We start from the raw sequence: 23,364 nt of genomic DNA, 5'->3' as shown, positions 1-23,364 counted from the left end.
CCGCCATGAAAACACGTTCACCATTGCTGATTTTTGCGCTGTTTGCCATTGCGGCTTTTGGGATTAATTCTGTGATGTTTACCGAATTGTCTCATGAGATGGCGGCAGCATCTGGCTTGTCCGGAGATGAAGTCGAATTGGTTAAAATCGGTTTTATGATCACTCAAGTCTTGGGGTTTATGTTTGCCCCACTCTTGGTGCGTAAACTTGGCACCTCATTGCCATTGCATGCCGCTTTGTTAGTGGGGTTGGGGACGAACCTTACGCTGTATTGGACAGATCAGCATGCGCTAGTGTTCACGTTAACTTGGCTTGTGAGTGGATTTTTCATGAGCATGTTATTGGTGGTGGTAAATCTCTATCTACTCAACACATTTGAACAACGATGGTTGCCAGCCATTATTGCGCTAACACTCATTTTTTCGACGCTGCTACCAATGGGTGCTTACCCTTGGCTGGTGGCAGAGATCGTCGAGGTGTTTGATTGGACATTGCTCTGTGCAGCGTCAGCTTGGTTGTATTTCTCTGCCTTGGTGATGGTCAGTTTATATAAACCTCAAGCGGTTAAGATAGAAGCTAAGGCAAAATCGGCGGGTTCGGTGTACCTCGTGCTCGCGTTAACAATGAGTTTGGTGGTGTTCCTCTTGATGCGCGGCAGTTACTACAACTGGTTGGATTCAAACTGGTTCGTACAGGCTTCTTCGGTTGCGGCGGCACTTGTTTTGTTCGCGGTGTACCAGTTGGTGAAAACACGTCACTTGAATACAGCATCAATGCAATTGCATGGCAAACTGAAAACTAACGTGTTTATGTACAACGCGTTTCTGGCAGGGTTCGCCGTGATGGCCAGTACGGTGCTGTTTGCTAACTTCCTAAAAATGGCAATGCACTATAACAGCCTTAATGCGGGTTTTGCGCAATTGCCATCGTTTTACGCCATGTTAGTCGGTATGCTGGTGAGTGTTTTGGTGTATTACTTTCGTCGTCCACTTGCGGATGCGGTGGTGCCCTTTGGCGTGCTGATGATTCTGCTGTCGGTCTACGAGTTCAGCCAACTGCCGAGCTTTGTTGGTACCGAGTCATTACCCATTCCAATGCTACTGCGCGGTTTTGGTGTGGGCTTGTTGAATGTGTCGGTTACGATTGCCGTGTTGATGTATTTCCAAGTGGGGCAGCGTTTAGAGGGCATTGCCAATTTCTATCTGTTCCGAACCATGGGCGGGGTGATTGGTGGTGCATTTTTCTCTCGTGTGATCCAAAACCACAGCGCGCAAGCATCGGGCGAAATCGGGCGTACACTGGATGGTTCTAACCATGTGTTTGCGGCTTACGAACAGGCATTAAGTAACGCCATTCTCACTCACGGACGTTTACCTAATCCGGGTCTAGGTATGAGTCAAATTAGTGCGGTCGTGAAAGAACAGGCGACGACATTAGCACTGAATAATTCGCTATTGATGTTTATTGTTTCTATTTTTGCTTTAGCGCCAATCCTATTGATTGGTAAGAAGCTAGCAGCAAAGCAAGAAGCACACTGATACTACGTAAAACACTCATAATAGCTAAAATAAGCAAGGGAGCCGATGTGCTCCCTTGTTTGTTTTTGTATATTTTGATTCTGTATGTGATGCGTTTATCGTGTGTAAATCTTAAGGAATGCCGCCACCGCCTTTTGGGTGTGCGCTTCTAATTTCTCGTCGCTTAAGAATTCAAAGCCCATTAACGCCATGTTCTGGTAATCCATTTTGATCAACGCGAGTAGCTGATCACACGCTAAATCGGCATCGTCGATGATAAGTTGCTGGCTGATCCTGTCGGTTTTTAGAAACTCTATTAAGTATTGGTGAATGCGCTGTGGTCCGGTTTGCCAAAACTGATTAGGTATCAAATCGTGTTTGTTAAAGTCAGCTGATACGATGCGATAAAGCGATAAGAGCGGATTGGAACAAATGCCGCGTAGATACTTTTTAGCGAAGTCTTCTAAGGTTTCCTTTAACGGCTCATTTTGTTTATCGGCAAGTTGAAAAACCGACTCCAAGCTGGTCTTGGTATTATGTGCGAGTACGGCAATAAAAAGCCCCTCTTTGTTAGAAAAATAGCGATATAAGGTTTGCTTTGAACCACCACAAATCGCAACGATTTGATCGAGAGAGGTGTCCTTGTACCCCTGCTCAATAAACAGTTCGGTAGCGACTTCAATGATCCGAGTTCTTTTCTTTTCTGTCGATGCGCGCATAACTTTATCCACTAAATGATACTGTCCAACTAAGTAATACTGTCCTGTACAGTATCATTATAAAAGATTCGAAAGTTTGATTTTCTGACTTATATTGTGAAATAGCGAAATAAAAACAAAAAAGGCGACACAAGGCCGCCTTTGAAATCAGATTGGGTGATCTAACGTCGGTAGTACAACGAAATACGATTGCCATTAATTTCTTGCACGATGAATGGGATTTCGTAGATGTCGCTCAGTACATCGGCATCAATCACTTCTTCAACGGTGCCTGCTTTGATGACTTCACCGAGCTTCATTGCAACGATGTGATCGGAATAACATGACGCGAAGTTGATGTCGTGAATCACAATCACGATGGCTTTGTTCTTCATCTCGGCGAGCTTGCGCAGCGTGCTCATGATGTCGACTGAGTGTTTGATGTCGAGGTTGTTCAGTGGTTCATCCAAGAAGATGTAGTCAGTATCTTGTGCCACCACCATTGCAATAAACGCCATTTGACGTTGTCCGCCAGACAGTTGGTCGATAAAGCGATCTTTCAAATGGTCGATCTCTAGATGCTGCATTGATTCTTCAATGATGCGATGGTCATCTTCTGTCAGACGACCTTGTGAGTATGGAAAGCGACCAAATGCCACTAAGTCACGCACAGTAAAGCGCATGTTGATGTTGTTCGATTGACGCAGCACCGAGAGGCGTTTTGCCAAATCTTCACTGTTCCATTGGTCAAGAGGCTTGTCACCAATCACCACGGTACCAGCATCACTTTCGGTGAGTCGGCTTGCCATAGATAGTAGGGTACTTTTGCCTGCACCGTTAGGACCGATAATGCTGGTTACTTTACCAAGTGGGAAAAGGGCATCCGCGTTTTTTACCACGTATTTTTCGTTGTATTTTTTGCTAAGACCTTGAATACGGATCATGTGATAAACCCTTAATCGAATTTGTTTTTCATAAGCAGAAGCAAGAAGTAGCCGCCGCCGATAAAGTTAATGATAACGCTGATGGTGGTGTCGAAATCGAACAGGTTTTCTACCACCCATTGACCGCCTGATAGCAGTACAACCGATAACACAGAGCTTGCAACGATCAATAAGCGGTGCTGAAAGCCAGTGAAAATTTGACGAGTCAGTGCGACAACGATCAAACCAAAAAATAGGATTGGGCCAATCAAAGCTGTCGAGATAGACACCATCAAAGTGATGATGAACATGACTTGCATGGTCAGCTTATGCGTATCTACGCCAAGGCTTTTTGCGTTGTCGACACCAAGCCACATGACGTCTAATTTGTGAGCGATACGCATGAGGTATGCACCACACAACAGCATTGGCACCACGCACCAGTACACCAATTCACTGTTGATGTTATTGAAGCTCGCAAACATTGAGCTTTGGATGAAAGTGAATTCATCTGGGTCAGTGATCATGGTGAAAAAACCGGTCACACTGTTGAACAAACTGCTCAGTACGATACCAATCAATAACAGGGTGAAAATGTTACGCTGACGCCCTCGGAAGTAGAAGCTGAACAGCGTCATCGCACACACAATCATGATGCCTGTCGACAGCGCAAAATTGAGTTTGCTATTGATGACAAGTGCACTTAAGCCACCAAATGTTACGACAAGCAGCACTTGAATCATTACGTACATCGAATCAAAACCCAGAATCGATGGAGTTAAAATTCGGTTGTTGGTGATGGTTTGGAAAATCAACGATGACGAAGCTATCGCCATGGCTGCCAACACAATCGCCAGTACTTTCGGAATGCGTCGCGACAAGAAGAACTGGTAATTATCTGGTGTTAAGCCCTTGCCAATAAACACGGCACAAATCAAAACTGCTGCGATTGCGAGCAGAATAACTTTCATAGAATCACGCATTCGATTTGTCTCTCAGAACTAGGTAAATGAAGATTGAACCACCCAAGATGCTGATGATCATCGAAATTGGAATCTCGTAAGGGAAGATGATAAGACGACCTAAGATGTCACAAGCGAGCACCAAAATAACACCGGCGTACGCTGTCCAAGGTAGGTTGCGTCGCATGTTATCTCCGATAAAGAGAGAGACGAGGTTAGGTACGATCAAACCTAGGAATGGAATCATACCGACGATCATCACGACTGATGATGACAGCACGGCCACAAGAATGACGCCGATCAGCACGATACGTTGGTAGTTCAGGCCAATGTTTTTCGCGAAGCTCTCACCCACACTCGCGGCACTAAAGCGGTTAGCGTAAGCGTAAGCCAAAACCGAAACTGGCAGAGCGAGGTACAAGAACTCGTAGTTACCACGCAAAACAGACGCAAAGTTCGCAACCGTCCAAGAGCCAAGAGTTTGTACGAGATCGTATTTGTAGGCGACAAACGTTGTCATGGAGGACACCACGTTGCCGTACATAATGCCTATCAGCGGGACGAGTACCGTGTTCTTAAACTTTAAGCGTTGTAGAAAGCGAACGAAGATGACGGTGCCCAAAACAGAGAAGCCGAAGATAGTCAGTAAGTGTACCCAACTGCTCATGTCAGAAAACAAAATCAGCGCCATGATATAGCCAAACATCGCCCAATCGACCGTACCGGTAGTGGAGGGTGCGGCGAAACGGTTTTGTACAATCTGCTGCATGATCAGACCAGCAATACTCAGCCCTGCACCGGCCAAAATAATGGCAAGTAAACGCGGCAAGCGGCTGACTAATAAGATGTTCAAACTGTGGCTATCACCAGCCAAAATCTGCGAGAGGGAGACGTTCGCGACCCCTACCAGCAAAGAGGCGCTAGCGAGGATGACGAGCAATAAAAAAGCCAAGATATGATGTAATTTCATGGTGTGGTTACAGCTAGATAAAAACAACAATGACCTTTCGCGCCGTGAAGCGGGAAAGGTCATCTTTCAGTATGAGATTGAACCGTGCCTATTAGTTTGCAATGACTTGGTTCAGCTCTTTGATCATGGTTTGTGTCGACTGGTAACCACCAGAGGTTAAGTACCAAGCTGCCGGGTCTATAAACAACATGCGGTTGTTTTTCGCTGCCGGCGTCGATTTCACAAGGTCATTGTCGAATAACGCTTTTGCTTTGCCGTTGCTTTGGCCAATTGCCTGTTCGCGGTCTAGGATTAGCAGGACTTCTGGCTGTGCATCTGCAATGTATTCGAAAGAGATTAAATTGCCATGAGTGCGTGCGACAGATTTTACGTTCTCTGATGTAGAAGTCTTAAAGCCTGCTTCTTCGTAGATGAATGAAAAGCGGCTGTTAGTGCCAAACATCGCTAGGCTATTGCCGCTGTTTGATACGGTCAGTGCGCGTGGTGGCTGTGCTTCCACTTTGGCATGCAGGTGATCAATTTGGTCTTGAACATTTTCAATTAGCTGCTCTGCTTGTTCTTCTTTATCAAAGATATCGCCTAGAGTACGCCAGTGTTCTTGTGTGGTTTTCCAGTAATCTGTGGTGTCGATACGGAACATGTATGTCGGCGCGATGTCACTGAGATCTTTATAGATGTCTGCCATGCGGCCTTCAGCGATGATCAAATCCGGCTTTAATGTGAATAGCGTTTCGAAATTCACTTCTTTCACGCTGCCCGTATTTACAAAGGAGTCGACGTTGAATTTTTCTAGTGACTTTGGAAGCAGTGATTTAGGCATACCAACTGGTGTAATGCCTAATGCATCCACATAATCTAAGCTGCCGTAACCAAGTACAACAACACGCTGTGGTACGCCGTCGATGTCTACTGTGCCTAGGCTGTGTTGGTAGGTTTTAGCCATGGCTCCCATCGGAGCGAGAGTCAGCAGCAAGGTTCCTGTTGCTGCACGAAGAAAAGTTTTACCAAACATAGAAAATTCCAAAAGGTCTTTCGGGAAGTATTACCCATTCGAGAGAATCGTCTCGATAGCTGCGTATTCTTAACTCGCGAAATTGTCTTCAAAAATGATAGAGCGCGAGAATAGTGTGTTGCAGTCTAACTTATTTTGATTGAAATCAAAATAAGAATGATTATTGATTGCAGGCACATTACCAGATACTCTATATGCAGCAACAGAATTTACAGAATAGTGAGTATTCAAAAAATGAATTTAGCTCAAGTCGACTTGAACTTGTTGTTTATCCTTAAACATCTATTGGAAGAAAAACACGTTTCCAATACCGCGGTGTCTCTCGATATGAGTCAGCCGTCCGTCAGCCGCTCTTTGCAGAAGCTAAGAAATTTATTCAACGATGAGCTGTTAGTGAGAACGGCACATGGGTATGAATTGACCCCAAAAGCAGAAGTGATCAAACAAGATTTAAATACGGTTCTTACTGGGCTTGAAAAGTTAATGTACGGGCAATCTTTTGTGCCAGAGAAGAGCAACGGCACCATTCGCTTTTACGGCTTGGTTCCTCAAGTGATCTTCCTACTGCCAAGCATTGTGTCGCGGATACGTGAAGAAGCGCCAAGCATGATCGTCGATATTGATTCAGTACCTAAAAGGCATTTTGATGGGCTAATAGCAGGGGATGTGCATTTTGTGCTCTCAACGGCCGAGCCACCTAGCTCTGAACAAAATTTGTACCGTATGAAAATTGCCAATCGCGACTATCGATTCTTGATGAGTGAGGCACACCCACTTGCGCATGTGGATGAGCTAACGGTGGAAATGCTGCTTGATTGCAACTTTGGTCAAATCTCTTTGCAAGGCGGAAAAACGCTGTCGATTTATCATCGTTTTGTTGAGCTTGGTGTCGTGGATAAAAAACGCCAATTGTCGATCCCTGTTCAACTTTCAAACTTCAATGCAGCGCCGGCGATTGCTGAACAAACGGATGTTATTTTTCATTTACCTACACCGTTCGCTGAGGATGCGTGTCAGGGACGCAAACTGATCACGAAAACCGTGCCTAAAGCAATTCGTATGAATGAGGAGGCGGTGTATTTATATTGGCATAAACGTTATCACAACGATCCAATGTGCAACTGGGTTAAATCACTTTTTAAAGAAATTTATGGTTCAGTTGAGCCTGAATGATCAATAAATCAAGTATTCACTTTTCGTATAGTGGTAATAACGCAAGTGAATGTTTGGTTGCTTGTCTTTACCAGACAAAGAATATTTAATGCGAACCATTATCATTATAAATCACATTAAAGCTTTGTAGGATCTCCATGTCGAAGACAACTCCATTTGCACGCAAACCATTAGCAGTGGTTATCGGTGCGCTATGTACTTCTTTTTCTGTCTTTGCTGATACAGCGCCTATCGAAACCGATGAGCAGCTGGTGGTAACGGCAACTCGTACTCAAATGGAGTTGAAAGACGCTCCAGCTTCAATTTCGGTTATCACAGCTGAAGATATTGAAAATGACCCAGGTATCACGTTGGCCGATATCGTATCGAACGCAACCAGCGTAGAGTCAGATTTCGATAGCACTCGTGCGGGCCGTCAACAAATCTCGATTCGTGGTATGGATTCAAAATACACGCTGATCATGGTGAATGGTCGTCGTATGAGTTCGGCAAGCGCCATCGTACGCGGTAACGATTTCGACCTTTCTGCAATCCCAATGGATTCGATTGAGCGCGTAGAGATCATCCGTGGTCCTATGTCGGCACTTTACGGCTCTGATGGTATGGGCGGTACGATCAACATCATCACTAAGTCACCAAGCAACGATTGGAGCTCGCAACTTAGCTTAGACAACACCACGCCAAACGATGGCAACGGTGGTCAAGAGTATACGGTTGGTTTAACGACCTCTGGTGCGTTGATTGAAGATACGTTATTCGCTCGATTCTCGGCATCACAAACCAGTCGCAACGCGTGGCAACCTTACTCAGGGATTAAGAGTGTAAAAGGTAAGGAGTTTGATCGCTCAGATGTGACGGCGTTAGAGGGCCGCGATAGTTTGGCTTTGTTTGGTAGTCTTTCATGGCATCTTGCTGACAATCAGTTCATCGACTTGGATTTAGGTTATAGCGATGATGAACGTGATACTGCGGCAGAAAGTGCGACGACAGTGCTTTATTCAGAATCGCGTGTAAAACGTAACAGTCAGGCACTTTCTCATACAGGCATGTGGGCTTGGGGTGATACGCAAGTTCGTTACTCACGTGAAAACGTAGAGAACAAAGAAGCTGCAAACAATGGTGCAGATTCGATTGAAGAATTGACTCAAATTATTGAAGCATCTGCGACGACTTACCTTGGCGATAGCCATACCGTCACATTCGGTGTGGATTACCAAACAAGTGAACTTAAAAATCCTGAAAACCTAGCGACAGGAAAAGCCGATGCATATCAAGGCGCGGTATTTGTTCAAGATCAATGGGAAATGACAGATACACTAATGGCAACCATCGGTGGTCGCTTAGATAAGCATGAGCAATTTGGTGAAGAGTTCAGTCCGCGCGTATATTTAGTACACCAAACGACTGATGATTTAGTGCTGAAAGGTGGCGTGGGTAAGGCATTTAAAGCCCCAACGCTAACTCAAAACCGCTCAGACTTTAGTTTAAGTAGTTGTAAAGGTGACTGCGTTATTTTAGGTAACGAAGATCTGGAAGCAGAAACCAGCATTAACTACGAGTTATCTGCCCTATACAGTGGCCGCAACTGGAATATTGAAAGTGCAGTATTCCGTAATGAAATTGAGAATCTAATCGAGCAGACAGAAGTAATTTGCCCAATTCCTGGGCAGACATGGTCTAGCAAAGATAGAACGTGTGTTGATGAAGCTGGGAACGATGTTGCTCAGAGCATTGCTAATCCATACAAAACATACCAAAACGTGTCTAAAGCCGTGATTCAAGGTGTGGAATTATCGGGTAATGTTCAACTTACAGAAGCATGGGAACTATCGGGTAACTATACATTCTTAGATACCGAAGATAAGTCTACCGGTGAAGAGCTTAACGAGCGTTACAAGCACTCTGCGTTTGCACGAGTAAACTGGTATGCGACGCAAGATCTAAATCTATTTGCGAGTGCTCGATACCGTGGTGACCGCAAGATTGATTCTGAACTGACACAAGATGCTTACACGACGATGGATCTTGGTACGGTTTACCATGTGAACGATGCGCTACGTATTCGTGCTGGTATCACGAACTTAACGGATGAACGTGTTTCAAAAGAGCTTGAGAACATTGGTTATGTTGAAGCGCCACGTACGTACTATGTAGGTATGACAGCAGACTTCTAAGTTCTGGTGAGATAGTAATTTGAAAGCTGGCGTTGCAGTGCATTCTGCAACGCCTTTTTTGTTTTTTAAATACCTTTTTAATGAATGAGGAAAGCGCGTGTTACAAACCTCTTGGCTATTTTGGGCACTTCTGTCCGCTATTTTTGCCGCACTAACTGCGGTGTTAACCAAGCTCGGCGTGGCAAACATTAATTCAGATTTGGCAACGTTCATTCGTACTTGTGTTATTTTGGTGTTGGTCGGCTTGATTGCTTATGCGACCAAACAATTTAGCGCAATTGGCGAGATTTCCGGTAAAACGCTCGCATTTTTAGTGCTGTCTGGTTTAGCGACAGGTGCATCATGGCTTTGTTATTTTCGGGCAATGTCTCTTGGGCAAGCGTCTCAAGTTGCGCCTATCGATAAGCTCAGTGTCGTATTAGTCGCCATTTTTAGTGTGGTGTTACTCGGTGAAAAACTCAGTTTGATCAATTGGGCTGGAATAGGGCTAATTACGGTTGGCGTTATTCTTGTGAGCTTACAAAACTCGTAAAACACAGCATAAAAAATGCCCACTAAAATGAGTGGGCATTTTTTTACTCTTTTTTTGGAGAAAATCGAAAAGCTCTGATGATTGAGCGTGTATTCGATAACAAATATTACTGCTCGACGGGTTGCTCCGCAGAAAAACCACGCAGAATATTAGCCAAAGTGACCGCTGCAAAGAGCACGATAACAATAGATAGATGCCATGCTTCACTAAGCCCCAATTGAACCAGCGCCATACTGACCATGGATGAAACCACCATTTGTCCTCCGCCTGACATCGCTGCAGCTGCGCCCGCTTGTTTTTTATAAGGCTGCATGACCATCGCTTGAGCACACGGTAGGGCGATGCCGTTGCCCAATATCATCAGTAATTGTCCTAGCATTAAATACAGTGGTTCAACAGGGCATAAAAACAACCAAATTGCTGCAATCAAGTGTAAAACAGGCGTGACTAACAACATCTTCTTGCTACCGATGATCGGACGTACGCGATTGCAAAGGCTAGTACCTGCTAACATTCCTAGAGCTGGGATGATCGCCCACATTGCGTATTCATCGGACGTCATGCCGATTTGGTTTTGCATGATAAAGGGCATGACGGAAACGGTTGTGATCATCAAGCTGAAGTTAAGCCAACTGATACTGGCAAAGCTCATAAAGTAGCGTGATGTTAGCAAGTCACGATAATGCAGAAGCATTTTTTTAGGCGAAGGGATTGAGCTAGATTGAGCAACCGTTTCTTGAAAGCGCAGAGCAATGATTACCCATGCCAATGAGACGTAGCCCAACAGTGAAATAAACACCATACTCCAGCCAAAATGGAAGTTGATAAAACCACCTAAAACGGGAGCAACAAGCGGAGTAATCGATGCTGCCATCGCAATATAAGACATAGCGATGGGTAGCTCTGGGCCGCTAAAGCGATCTCGAGTAGAAGCCCTAGCCAGTACCGCGCAACAGCCCGTTCCTAAGCCTTGCAGGAATCGTCCCATCACCATGCCAGTAAAAGTTTGGCTGAAAAATATGATCACCAATAAACCCGACATGGCAATTAACAGCCCTGCGAGTAATACTTTTTTACGCCCTAGCGCATCAGACACGGGACCGTAAATAAACTGAGATGGGCCAAATCCAAGTAAGTAAATACTCACTAACAATTGAGCTTGATCCAGTGAAATATGGAAATCTTTGGCTATCCAAGGCAGCGAAGGAAACACCAGTCCCATACTCAGTTGCCCGACGCTGATAATTAAACAAGCCAGCAAAATGGTCTTAAAGTCGATAGGGCGGCTCATGATTTTTCACCTTCACCACGACGGCGTAGGCTTCCCTCATCATCGTATTCATTCAATTTCGTTTTGACTCGCTTAACGGTTGATAGGCTGACGTCGCATTGTTCTGCCACGCTTTTTAACGTGTGTCCTTCAAGAAGCAGTGTGGCGATCCGTTGATGTTTCGTTTTATCTGCAGGTCGACCTCTGAACTTTTTCTGCCACATATTTGGTTGTTCTTTTATGGCTTTTCGGCCTTGCTCCGCCGCGAATAATCGATGTTGGGTTTGTACTTGACCGTAGCCTGATAGCAACGCTAATAGGGTCTGAGTTTGTTCTGAATCGGGCTCAAAAGTGAGTGGTTCACAAACGGTTTTTAGCGTCACGCCTTTGTCTAGTAGGGTGGTTATCGTATTGAGCGCTTGGCTGAAATCACGACCAAAAGCCGTCAGCCACCACAGAATGATCGTATCGCCAGTTTTAACAATATTGAGTAGCTTCTGAAAGGCTTCTCGTTCTTCAGGTGCTACGCAGCCATGTAATTGATCTTCAAAATGTTGAGCGTCTGGATCTATTACTTGCAACGCGTTTAGTTGTTCTTGATAAGCTCTATTTTTGGGAGAGTGCCGAGTGTAGAGGTAAGTGGTCATTTTTGGAGACTTCTATGGCGATGGTTCATTTGAAGTTATAGCTCATAAATATACAGTGATTAATGAGTAACCACAATGGCGATGGATAAATAAACTGATTGAGGGCATGGAATCAATGTGATGTGTGGGGCGAGGACGATGGATTACGATAGTTGCTGAGGGAGCAGGTGAGTGGGAGATAGTGGGAAAGATTAGGAAAGCGGTGAGTAGGCAAAAGAAAGGGCCAGATTGCTGTTCATTCTGGCCCGAGATTTGAGTTTTAAATTGGTGTGGAACGTTGAGGCTACTCAGCGCAACAAACGCGATTTTTTCCGAGTCGTTTTGCCTGCATCATGGCTTTATCTATTTGAGCAACAGTATGATGATAATTGTTTTCTAAGCCCGTCACACCGATGCTGACTGTGAATTTGATGTTGCCATCTCCCATCGAAATCCAGTCATTTTTTAGCTCATCTTTAAAGTGTTCGAGTTGCTTTTGAGCTTCACTAAGGCTGCCTGCTTTAAAGAGTAAGGTAAACTCATCACCTCCGGTTCGGGCAACGCAAATTCCCATTGGTTTAGGGAAGCTATCTCGCAGTACATTCGCGGTTTGCTTAATGATGAGATCACCCACAGGATAGCCATAAATTTCGTTAATACGGCTAAAGTTGTCGATATCAACGGTTGCGACAAAACGTTCATTCTCCCCGAGTTCACGAGCGATATGTGTTGCCAAGCCGGTTTTGTTTTCAAGTTGGGTAACGGGATCTTGGTGACGTAAGCGCTCGCGAAGACGAAGATTCACTAAGGTCGTTTGAGCATAACTCTGGATCAGGTTTAATACATATTTGTTTGGCGGTGTTTGATAGCTAATGTAAAGCACGGCCATCAGATCGCTACCATCAAACAATGGCATACTGTAGTTTTTGCGGCTGATTTTGAGCTTTTGAACGAGGTCATCTTGACTCAAAACTTGGCTTTTAGCAGGGTTACTCGGATCAAAGCGAGACGGATAGGATTTATCAACCAGAGCCAGTCGTCGATTGCCATGATAGTCGAGTGTGTAAATCCCGTGATTCATGCCATCGTATAAGCAAAGTTGAATGCCATTGTGGTAGCAAAAGCGGTTGAGGATACGTTTAATTTGATCTCTAAATTCACCCACGTTGTTGACATTATTAAGCCTCGATAGTGATCGATGCAGTTGGTCCGTCAGGTAATGTACACCAGAAGAAAGCGCGAGCAGTGACATAATTAAAGCGGCAATTAAACCAAGAGGATAATTATTGTTAATGATATCCGCTCGGTCTGTGCCCGAAACATAGACCCAATGCATTCTATTTTCAGCGTCGAATACGGAAACTTTGTAATCACCTTGGTAATAGTACTCGTGTTTACCCACTTGTTGCCCGTTCGTCACTTTGTCACTGATACCACCGTGATAGCTGACCGAGGTATCCCCTACTCGGCTAGGATCCGGATGGAAAACTAAGCGTCCGGTATCTCTGTCGACGACAAATATGTAGCCATCATTGAGTGTTTTCAAATCACGAAGTTGCTGTGTGGTATGAAGAAGATCAAATTCCAACCATAGGTGTGTTGAGACAGATGGGTCAACATACTTTAAGGCAAATACCCAGCGTTTATCGGTATTTTGATACAAAGAAGAAAGGTAAAAACGTTCGCTAATAGTATTGAGCTTATGCCAATGCAACTTCGACGTATCTTGAAGCGCAATGCCGCCATCAGGAAAGTATGCTTTCTCTTGGTTATCCGTTGAGTAGAGCACTGCAGAATATTGAGGGGAGAATTCGACGATACTATCACTGACTTCGGTAAAGGCTTTTGTATTTGGATTTTCGTTACTGGATTTTAGTGCTGCTTCCAATAAAAAAAGCTTGGCGTATGCGGCTTCAACTTGTGATTTAACAAGCCGCTTTGCGGTAATAATATTGGTTTGAGATTGTCGGTAAACCACCGCTTCTGAGTCGCCAATTTGCTCATAAGAAGAGTAGAGAATGAAGCCACCGAGAAGTAATAGGTAAGGTCGCGTATAGCGGATTAAGAATCTAGGGAAAGCCATGTACCAATTCGTTTTTTAGATATTATATTTTTAGCGGGCAATAGTAGATGAGTTTCATTGTTACATCAATGCGAATGGTGTGCTACACAAGTGAGCTATCTCACCTTGTTGCACAAGCCTTTGAGCTAGCTAGGCTTGTGCAACAAATTTTCAGAGGAACATGTTTTCAGGTAAATATGTTTTCAAAGTTCCATATTCCAACATTATGCAATTGTGAGATTAGCCCAAGGCAATCAATGTATGGTCACGGTTGGTAGTGAAGGATGGCCATGGATGTCGGTGACAGCAACACTTCCCCTTTGGCATGGCCTGGGTTTAAGTTGCGTACATTGGTATCACATATCGTTACCCATTGCTGTTCTCGGTCATTTGGTAATTTGAAGCGTGCAGGTGCGTTTGTTTGGTTAATCAAGTAAACCAGTTCTTGTCCGTCTTTACCAATACCGAGATGCAGTGCAACGGAACTTAAACGGTTCCAATCGTCATGTTCAATGAGTGTGCCATCGATACGATGCCAAAATATGCGGTTATTGTTCCGATATTCCCCACTGAATGCACGAATGAATGGCACCATGTATTGATTACGATTGGCGACCATCTGTGACATCCACGTTCTAAAGTGCTGCTTACGCTCGGTATCAGACCAGTTTAGCCAGCTGGTTTCGTTATCTTGGCAGTAAGCATTGTTATTGCCACCTTGGCTATGAGAAAGAATATCAGCCGTAAGGATGTGCGGAATTCCGAAAGCAAATAATAGACTCGCCATTAAGTTGCGTTTCTGCTTTTCTCGCGTGGCGATGACCATCAAATTCTCTGTTTCGCCCTCTACGCCATAGTTTTCAGAGCGATTGTCACCGTGACCATCGCGATTTTGTTCGCCATTGGCTTCATTGTGTTTGTTTTTGTAAGACACTAAGTCTTGCAGTGTGAAACCATCATGATAGGTAATGTAATTGACGGTCAGCTTGTAAGGCCAATTTGCAGCGCTGTAGATGTCACGAGAGCCCATGAGTCGGGTCGCGAACTCTTTTAGATACCCTTGGTCTCCTCGCCAAAAACTGCGTGAAATATCGCGTAATTTGTCATTACATTCATTCCAACCAAAAGGGAAGTTTCCGACTTGATAGCCATTCGGTCCAATGTCCCAAGGTTCAGCAATCAGCTTGGTTTCTTTTAGAACTGGATCTTGTGCGACAGCTTTGAAAAACGCCGCTTCAGGGTTGTAATCATCACCTTGGCGGCCAAGTGTTGCGGCTAAATCAAAGCGGAAACCATCGACTTTAAACTCACTCACCCAATAGCGTAGTGTATCCATCACGAGATTGAGCGCTGGTTGATAGGTAAGGTCCACTGTATTGCCACAGCCGGTAAAGTTCGCAAAATGCTGCCCATGCATGATGTAGTAGCGGGGATCGAGCGCTTTTAAGTTGAATGTTGTTGGGCCATCTCCCCCCTCCGCAGTGTGGTTGTACACCACATCGAGAATAACTTCGATACCATTTCTGTGCAGTTCTCGAATCGTCGTTTTCAGCTCAGTAACTGCGTCATTTTCTGCATAACGAGGGTCCGGTACCATAAACAAGTATGGGTTATAGCCCCAGTAATTGACCTTATCCATTTTTAGGAGATGAGGCTCATGCATACACGCTGCGACAGGCAATAATTGAAGTGTGTTGATGTTCTGCTGTTTGTAAAAGGCCAGCATTTGAGAGGACACAAGGCCAAGGTAGCGTCCTTTGATGGCTTCTTCAACTTCAGGGTTCTGCTGAGTCAAGCCTTTAACATGGGTTTCAAAAAGCACCATTTCTTCGCGTGGGATACGAGGGTGTTCCGTTTCTTGCCAGTCGAAGCTGCCGTTTATCACAACACATTTTGGCATGTCGAAGCTTTTAGTTGGAGAGAAAGGAGGATGATAATGGAGTGCTTTGTTGATGGATTTGGCGTAAGGGTCAGAGATGAGAAGTGGTTCGTCATGATGGCTGATCACATAGCCATATTCTTGTCCCGGTTGGATGTCTGGGATAAACGTGTGACGGATACCTGCATCGTCTCCTGGCAAGTCGTGCAGCGAATAACTGCCATTGTCAGAAAACAGTGCAAGCTGAATATCTTTCGTGCTCGGCGCGTGGATAGCGAAATTGCAGCCATCCTTAGTTAATGTGGCCCCGAGAGGATATGGGCGAGAGCCGTGTCGTGTCATCAGAGTACTTTTTTAATATTTATTGTTCGAATTAAGAAACTATAAGTAAAAAACTTTGTCTTACTAAGGTCAACCACCTTAATTCAAAAAATGTGAATGTAATTTAATTTCTTTAAGTGACCATTTTGAGTCAGAAATATGAAATATATATCACTTTGTAGCGATTGAAACTTGAATAAACTTACTAATTCCTCCCCTTATTAGTGATCTGACTCGAAAAAACGCCATGCGGTAATTTTTCTCATCCCTTCTCATCCCCCTTAAATTAGTTTAGGGCGGAGGAAGTCATACTTATACGCCTCGGGTAATCTCAAAACCGTTGAAACAAACGGGGACTTGTTCCCATCTTACCTCTCTTTCTTTAGGCGCGTTTTTACTGCCTATATTCGCCTAAAGCAGCGAGCAGGGAAGACAGAATTATAAATACCCTTAATGGAGTTAAGAATGAAAAAAGTAAGTGTAATTGCTGCTGCTGTTGCTGCAACTTTGGCTGCTGGTTCTGCTTTCGCAGTGGACTTTAATGGTTACTTCCGTGCTGGTACTGGTATTAGTGGTAACGGCAATGGCGATATGTCGGTTAATAAAAATGGTGTTGGTCGTCTAGGTAACGAAAACGACAACTACTACGAGATCGGTCTGGCTGAAGATCTAAAAACGGGCGACCAGACTTGGCGCATCGAATCAATGATTGCTCAAGGCAACAATGGTTCTGTGGGTTGGGAAGATGGTGACTTCAACGTTGCTCAATTTGCAGTGAAAGCAAAAGGCCTGATTGCTTCTGACAAAGATGCAACAATGTGGGCAGGTAAAACCTACTACCAACGTAAAGATATTCACATTTCAGACTTTTACTTCCTAAACACTTCTGGTACTGGTGGTGGTATCGAAAACCTATCAATTGGTGACCAAAAACTGTCTCTTGCTCTTATCCAAGATGGTGACTACAAAGTTCAAGATGCTGACGGTAAAGATACAAAAGTCGATTCTTCAACAGGTTACATCTTTGATGCGCGTCTGGCGAATATTGGTCTTTGGGAAGATGCAGCGTTAGAATTAGCTCTTGCGTACAACTTTGCGACTGAGTCGAATGATCAAAAAGAAAAAGCTGATGATGGTGTGTTGGTAACAGCGATCGTTCAGCAAGGCTTAAGCAACGGCTTTAACCAAACTGTACTTCAGTACGGTACAAAGGGTTACGGTGTACAAGCGGCGAACTTCTGGGGCGCTGGTGCATACTACGCACGTGGTACAGAAGCGTTTAACGATGCATCGGGTTTCCGTTTACTAAACTGGGGTGTTGTTAATCTAGCTCAAGATTGGGAAATGGGTCACCAATTGGCTTACCTATCTGGTAGCGACATCGGTGGTCAAAAATCAGGTTCTTCGCTATACACAGGTAAGCAATTTGATATCGACCAATACTCTGTAGTTGTTCGTCCAATGTACAAGTGGAACGACACAATGCGCACAGTATTTGAAGCGGGTTACAACGCAGGTGAGCGCATTGCTGACGGCGGTGTAGCGAAAGAAGATTTCGGTAATGCTAAATTTACAGTTGCTCAAGCATGGGCGATGGGTGACAGCTGGTGGGCTCGTCCTGAACTACGTGTGTACGGTACATACCACTTAGACACTGAAAATGACAAAGTGTTTGACGGTGACGATACTGAATTTGTATTCGGTATTCAAGCAGAAGCTTGGTGGTAATAGGTTAAGTCCAAAATCATTAGCTGTCCTGTATTAATAGCCGACATCTGTCGGCTATTTTTCTAAGAGTTTTCGAAAAGTTAGACGTTTAGTAAAACTCAAACTAATATGCTTCAATGCCTCAAAACCTTTAGAAAAATAATTAGAAGGAAAAAGAATGTATTTTCGTGCCCTCATGTTAAGTGGATGTGTTGCATTAGCTGGCTGCCAATCTACAGAAATAATTGAACAAGTTCCCGTTGCTCAGCATGCACAGCAAGTGAGCGTGATTTCAGATCTACAAGCGGTAAAAATGAAGCTGCCTAGTTCAGTGATCGTGGATATTACCTCTCAAAGCCAAGTTCTTAGTTTTGGCAATATTGATAGCCCGGTGGCGGTATTTGAATTGCCTGCCGATCGTGGTGAGTTTGCCCTTACTATCACAAGCATGATTGATGATACAGCTTTTGTTCCACGAGCCATCATTGTTGATAAAAATGGTAAAGAAATAGAAAACTACGGCAAAGAAAACTTCGAATACACCAAGCCTCGCTTAAACTTAGGCAACCGCTTAGTTGCGGAAAATGACTTCTTCCCACCAGTCGGTTTAGACTCGGTTTATTTGATTGTTTACACTGATAAATCAGAGTTGGGCGGTTTTACGGATGTGATTCACCCTGCACGTCTTGACGCTGAGGGAAGAGGAAACTACCTACCTGAAGTGAAAGACATTCCTATTCCAAACGGTATGACCGGAAAAATCGAAGTTTCGATTGACCGTGTAGGCTTCTTCTCTATTGGTGCTTCAAACAGTGAGCCAGCAGCAGTGCCTGCGGCAGCTAAAGCTGTGGAGTCAGTACAGCCAGAGACACAAACTTACTATCACAATGCCATTAAAGCTGCGGTAAAAGCTGACGATATACCAAAGGCCTTGAGTTTGCTTGATGAAGCGAAAGCACTTGGTATCAAAGGCGCACAAGAAGTGTTTGTTAAAGCGGTGAATAGTAAGTAGAACAAAGTTTCTAAATTTAGCCGGCCATTTAGCGCCGGCTTTTTCGTATCCATATCTACCAATCTCAATTCGTTCCTCATCTCAATGCTTTTTCCACCTCAGACGTCCCCCATCTTAAGGTATTTCCCATAGGGCTTGATACGCCGCTTCTCTTAACCGTAAGGTGTAATAAGAATGTGGGATAACTCATATAGAGCACTGTGACCTCGACTTATGCATCGTTTTAGCTGTGCAGGCTGGATTTACGTACTTAACCTCAATTTAGTGTCAGGGGTTATTAAACCACGACAGAAAATCCACATTGCTTAATTTGTCAGTGATTTAAGCCAATATAGACGTCAGTAAGGCTGTTTTAGATGAATAACAAGACAAAATGACAACTCAATAGTTAGCCTATTGTGGTTATTTTAAGGACGTTAGGCGCTAAAAGTGCGGCACTGAATGGTGAAGGGTAATGGATGGCTTAGAGTATTGGGAGTTAAGGTTATTTGCGGTACTTACGGATAAAAAAGGATGACTTACCGAAGTAAATCATCCTGTAAATTTAAACAATCGCCTTGTCTTAAGTAATCGCCTTGTCTTAAACAACGACACGTTGATGTAAGAGGGAATTTAGCGTTTGATTAATATTTGGACTTTGATTGGTGCTAATTCACCTTCGTCACGGAAACCACGGGTTTTTGATTATCCCCATCCAACTCGTGACTTGCATTGAACATAAAGGAAAACTTCCCTTTTTCAGTCACAGTTAGCTTACAGTTTTCGTCGTTGCCAATATCTAAAGATCCATTTGCAAGTTCTACGCTATTGCATCCAAAGTTTGGCGTTCCCCAACTATCATCTGCGAACTTGAAGCCGTACTCACCAGCATCCAGTTCACCCGTCACGGAGTAGATGCCTTTGGTCATAAATGTCATTTCCCATTCTTCGTTCGGACTCCAACCATTCATGTCACCTCGGACATAAACTTTGGTTTTTCCGTAAGGAGGAATGTTTGAAATATCCTTGCTCTCGGTATCGACTGGCAGCCCCATACCTTGTGCTCCATTTTGAGGTTGGACAAATACAGCGGTAGTGAGTGCTGGTACGGTGAATGTTGAACCAGAGAACGTTGCTTCTTTTACAATATTGTCGACGGAGTTTTGTTGCACACTATGCAGCTCAAAGCCCGTTGCGCCATCAATCTTGAACGATTGTGATGTTGCGGTGGAGTTGATGATTACTACGATCGCGTCAAAGTGCTTATCGAGGTCGCCACCCGCTAATGTACCATCGTCGATTGACATTACGATCAAGCTTTCCACTTGGTCTTGACCGACGTTGTGGAAGTCAACACGGTTTATTACTTCTTGCGCGGTGTCTAAACGGAACAGTTCGCTGGAACTACGGATAGTCAATAGATCGAGGAATTGCTGCTTAGTGAGTTCGATATCACTCATGTTTGGTTTTGCGGTGCCATCCGCCACGATAGTTTTGATTAACTCCCAGTTTGCGCCGTCTTTATCTTCACGAGGTAGACCAACATTCCAGTTGTTGTCGCTACCATTGAAGTAAACGCGGTTGAACCAGTCACCAGAATCATAAGAGTCGCGCTGCATAGACTTAGAGCGCAGCAGCTCAGAACCCATGTGGATGAACGGAATACCTTGGCCTAACATGACGGTTGATAACGATACGGTTTGCATACGTGCGCGTTCAGCAGAAGAAATGCCCGTTGCGATTTTGTAAGCGTTGTTGTCCCAAAGCGTTTGGTTATCGTGCTTAGAAACGTAAGAGATGTTCTCAGACGGCATCTTAGTGTAGCCTGCAGGAGCACCATTGTAGTCTACTTTTTTACCGAGTTTAGGTTCTCCGGTGTAATCAACAATAATGTATTCAGCAAGGTTTCCGGCCATGCCAAGGCGAACAAGATCTTGGTTATGTAAACGCCCGTTTATTGCGTCTGCATCTGTCTTTGTTTCTTCATTGGCATAAGCTGCGTTACCAAAACCTTGGTTGAATCGAAGTGGGTGCTTACCTTCCGTATCTTTGCCACCATCGAATGGGCTACCCCCACGAACGGCATCACGCAGACGATCAGAGAAAGTCCCAATTTCTGTACCTGCCATGTTTAGCTGTGTTGCTTGATCGAAGCGTGCGTTGTTCGCCACTTCTCCAAAGTCCCACCCCTCTCCATAAAACAATGTATTCGGGTCAACTTTACGAACTTGCTCTAGCGCGTAAACCATCACGTCTTTTGGCTGGTGGCCCATCAAGTCAAAGCGGAAACCATCGACTTTGTAGTCGTCTGCCCACACAAGCAATGAGTCAACCATCAGTTTACCCATCATCAAGTTCTCAGTTGCGGTGTTGTCACAGCAGGTTGAGTTTTCTACGCCACCCGTATTGACGTTCAGACGGTGGTAGTATCCTGGGACGATCTTATCCAGAACCGATTTGTCATTTACGCCTGATGCGTTGGTGTGGTTGTACACCACGTCCATGACAAGTTTCAGCTCCATTTTGTGCGTTGCTTGAACCATTTCTCGGAATTCAAGAATTCGCTTAGAGCCGTTTGGATCGGTTGCGTAACTGCCCTCAGGTACGGTGTAGTGGAATGGGTCGTAACCCCAGTTAAAGCTGTCTAGCATGCGCAGATCGTTCATCAGTGCTTGAGCAGCACCAGTGGCTGGATCGTAGCTGTTTAGGACCTCTTCGATCACTTTCGCATCGTCTTCGGTATCACAAACGGATGCATCAGGTTTGATGCCACATAGCTTACCGACGGTGTCTGTGATATCGACGCGTTTGTCTGTATTTTCATCCACAGTTGCGATATCGAAAGCTGGCAGAATGTGAAGCGTTGTTAGACCTGCGTCTTTCAATGCTTGAAGGTGAGAGACAGACTCACGCCCAGCTTCTGTTAATGCGAGGTATTTGCCGTTTAATGATTCTGTACCTTTGGTGTCACTAAAGCTGAAATCACGTAGGTGTGATTCATAAAGGACATGGTCTTCGTCTTTTTTTACCGTTGGACGATCGTAATCATTCCAACCTTGTGGTTGCAGACTTGGGCTGTCTAGATCCACAACTTGGGAGTACATTGAGTTTTCAGAAAGGCTTAATGAATATGGGTCCGTCACAAGACGCGTTTCTACAACACCAGTGGTTGGATGATAAACGGTGACTTTGTAGTGGTAGTATTGGTTAAGAACATTGCCCTGCGCCTCTGATGCCCAAATACCGGTTTCGGGATTTTCCGTCATCTCAATTGTCGAGACTTCTTTTAAATTCTCATCGTAGATGATCAGATCGACGTTTTGTGCAGTTGGCGCCCAAAGTTTAAATGTTGCTGCATTACCTTCAACAATCGCCCCAAGTTCTTGACCGATTGCGTTACCAGCATCCGCATCTGCAAATACTGCATCAAGCACACCTGGTTTTTGGACTTCAGTCGCAGAGATAACGTCGCCATTCGCGTTGTAAGCCACCATCACGATTTGCGACTTCAGGATAGAACGTAATGTGTTGACATCCACATCAATCCCAGCAGTTTGTAGGCTAGCAAGGTGGCGGAAACGAGATTTCAATTCTTCAGACAGGTCACCCTTTTTAGTCAACTCAACCGCTGTACCGCCAGTGATTTGCTTGTCGTCATCCATCTTGATGTCGTTGGTTAAGCTGTAGAAAAGCTTCATAGAATCGGCACTTGCCGCCGCTTCCCAAGCGATAGTATCTGCATCTAACCAATGCGCTTTTTGACCATCAATGTCGACAGGGCGATCTGCAATTGGCTCGTAGTAAAGCTCGCTGCTGCCATGGAAGCCGAATAGACCTTGTGATTCACCTAGCTTGGTCAGTTCCACTTTAGAGTTTGCGCTGCCGAAGGCTTTTTCGTCGCCTTTATGCAGGATAAAGTTCATACAGTTATGTGGGTCAGACGCATCTGGATCTACTTTAAGCACGTAGTACGCACCGTAAGTGTCGCTGATGCCATCAAATGGGAGTGGTGCTGCCCAATCCGTGCCGCCGTCAGCGATTCCCATAGCTTCTAGGTCAGTACTGGTACAGCCTTCACCATTCCAAAGGTGCAGGCCCCAACCGTCGTAATCACTGGTTGTTGAAGCCGAAGCAACATCACGTTTGTAATAGATGACAACTTCGTTCTCACCCGCTGGGTGTAGGCCTGAGCCCGGCGCGATGCCATCATCATTAGAGCTGTCACTACCACAACCATTGATTGCTGCAATAGAAAGAATTGGCAATATGGTTTTGGCGATTGTCGATAATTTAAATGTTTTATTGTCCACGTTTACACATCCATTGTTATTGAATATAGAGGTAGATACCAAAAGAAGATGTTCAACTAGATGCTAATACACAGCGTCATCAGCAAAGTGTGAGGCAGGATGGTTTAGTTTTTTGCAAACGATAATTTTCTATTTGAATTGATTTTGTTCACAAATAAATCGGATAAATGTGTACATAGTGAGATATTCAGCCCAGTAAATGGTGTGAGATTTTATTAGGAGTAGAGAGAGGGGAGG

At 44.5% G+C, this 23,364-nt stretch carries 16 protein-coding genes; 6 read left to right on the top strand and 10 right to left on the bottom strand.

Annotated features, from left to right (window positions below):
* Positions 1–5: 5 nt before the first annotated feature.
* Positions 6–1,538, top strand: coding sequence for an MFS transporter (locus VA249_RS20760; protein WP_221070891.1), 1,533 nt, complete (start codon positions 6–8; stop codon positions 1,536–1,538).
* A 95-nt stretch (positions 1,539–1,633) separates the two neighbouring features.
* Here the strand turns inward: VA249_RS20760 and VA249_RS20755 are convergent, their stop codons facing one another.
* The 5 genes from VA249_RS20755 to VA249_RS20735 form a co-directional block, all read right to left on the bottom strand.
* Entirely contained in the window at positions 1,634–2,236 is a 603-nt protein-coding gene (locus tag VA249_RS20755) for a TetR/AcrR family transcriptional regulator (RefSeq protein WP_221070889.1), read from the bottom strand.
* A 161-nt stretch (positions 2,237–2,397) separates the two neighbouring features.
* Complete coding sequence (locus VA249_RS20750; RefSeq protein ID WP_221070887.1) at positions 2,398–3,159, bottom strand: iron ABC transporter ATP-binding protein; 762 nt, start codon at positions 3,157–3,159, stop codon at positions 2,398–2,400.
* Positions 3,160–3,170: 11 nt separating this feature from the next.
* Positions 3,171–4,121 (bottom strand): iron chelate uptake ABC transporter family permease subunit, encoded by a 951-nt coding sequence (locus tag VA249_RS20745; protein ID WP_128813413.1) that lies wholly within the window; start codon positions 4,119–4,121, stop codon positions 3,171–3,173.
* Complete coding sequence (locus tag VA249_RS20740; protein WP_128813412.1) at positions 4,114–5,070, bottom strand: ABC transporter permease; 957 nt, start codon at positions 5,068–5,070, stop codon at positions 4,114–4,116. The genes VA249_RS20745 and VA249_RS20740 overlap by 8 nt, the downstream gene beginning before the upstream one ends.
* Before the next feature lie 91 nt (positions 5,071–5,161).
* Positions 5,162–6,082 carry a siderophore ABC transporter substrate-binding protein gene (locus VA249_RS20735; protein ID WP_221070885.1) on the bottom strand — a complete coding sequence of 307 codons (921 nt, stop codon included), beginning with the start codon at positions 6,080–6,082 and terminating at the stop codon, positions 5,162–5,164.
* 234 nt (positions 6,083–6,316) lie between these two features.
* Here VA249_RS20735 and VA249_RS20730 point away from each other — a divergent pair, with 234 nt between their 5' ends.
* The 3 genes from VA249_RS20730 to VA249_RS20720 all read left to right on the top strand — a co-directional run bounded on the left by VA249_RS20730 (position 6,317) and on the right by VA249_RS20720 (position 9,961).
* A complete protein-coding gene (locus VA249_RS20730; protein ID WP_128813410.1) occupies positions 6,317–7,255 on the top strand; it encodes a LysR family transcriptional regulator in 939 nt (312 codons plus the stop codon).
* Between the two features lie 137 nt (positions 7,256–7,392).
* On the top strand, positions 7,393–9,429 hold the full coding sequence (locus VA249_RS20725) for a TonB-dependent receptor domain-containing protein (RefSeq protein ID WP_221070883.1): 2,037 nt from the start codon (positions 7,393–7,395) through the stop codon (positions 9,427–9,429).
* A 97-nt stretch (positions 9,430–9,526) separates the two neighbouring features.
* The gene (locus VA249_RS20720; RefSeq protein ID WP_221070880.1) at positions 9,527–9,961 is read left to right on the top strand and encodes an EamA family transporter; all 435 of its coding nucleotides are present in this window, start codon (positions 9,527–9,529) and stop codon (positions 9,959–9,961) included.
* Positions 9,962–10,067: 106 nt separating this feature from the next.
* Here VA249_RS20720 and VA249_RS20715 read toward each other — a convergent pair whose 3' ends face one another.
* The 4 genes from VA249_RS20715 to glgX all read right to left on the bottom strand — a co-directional run bounded on the left by VA249_RS20715 (position 10,068) and on the right by glgX (position 16,140).
* Entirely contained in the window at positions 10,068–11,252 is a 1,185-nt protein-coding gene (locus tag VA249_RS20715) for a multidrug effflux MFS transporter (protein WP_221070879.1), read from the bottom strand.
* Complete coding sequence (locus VA249_RS20710; RefSeq protein WP_221070878.1) at positions 11,249–11,878, bottom strand: recombinase family protein; 630 nt, start codon at positions 11,876–11,878, stop codon at positions 11,249–11,251. Before VA249_RS20710 ends, VA249_RS20715 begins: the two co-directional genes overlap by 4 nt.
* Positions 11,879–12,161: 283 nt before the next feature.
* Positions 12,162–13,940, bottom strand: a complete 1,779-nt coding sequence (locus VA249_RS20705; RefSeq protein ID WP_221070877.1) for a sensor domain-containing diguanylate cyclase — start codon at positions 13,938–13,940, stop codon at positions 12,162–12,164.
* Positions 13,941–14,184: 244 nt separating this feature from the next.
* Positions 14,185–16,140: a glycogen debranching protein GlgX gene (gene glgX, locus VA249_RS20700; protein WP_221070869.1), complete on the bottom strand. Its 1,956-nt coding sequence runs from the start codon at positions 16,138–16,140 to the stop codon at positions 14,185–14,187.
* A 444-nt stretch (positions 16,141–16,584) separates the two neighbouring features.
* On the opposite strand from glgX, the gene lamB reads away from it, so the two are divergent.
* Positions 16,585–17,847 (top strand): maltoporin LamB, encoded by a 1,263-nt coding sequence (lamB, locus tag VA249_RS20695; RefSeq protein WP_221070867.1) that lies wholly within the window; start codon positions 16,585–16,587, stop codon positions 17,845–17,847.
* Between the two features lie 157 nt (positions 17,848–18,004).
* Positions 18,005–18,838: a MalM family protein gene (locus tag VA249_RS20690; RefSeq protein ID WP_221070866.1), complete on the top strand. Its 834-nt coding sequence runs from the start codon at positions 18,005–18,007 to the stop codon at positions 18,836–18,838.
* Positions 18,839–19,485: 647 nt separating this feature from the next.
* Here VA249_RS20690 and pulA read toward each other — a convergent pair.
* Positions 19,486–23,127: a pullulanase-type alpha-1,6-glucosidase gene (pulA, locus tag VA249_RS20685; RefSeq protein WP_221070865.1), complete on the bottom strand. Its 3,642-nt coding sequence runs from the start codon at positions 23,125–23,127 to the stop codon at positions 19,486–19,488.
* Positions 23,128–23,364 lie beyond the last annotated feature (237 nt).

The sequence above is a fragment of the Vibrio alfacsensis genome (assembly GCF_019670485.1).
Classification (GTDB): Bacteria; Pseudomonadota; Gammaproteobacteria; order Enterobacterales; family Vibrionaceae; genus Vibrio; species Vibrio alfacsensis.
This window is presented reverse-complemented; position numbering and strand designations above follow the sequence as displayed.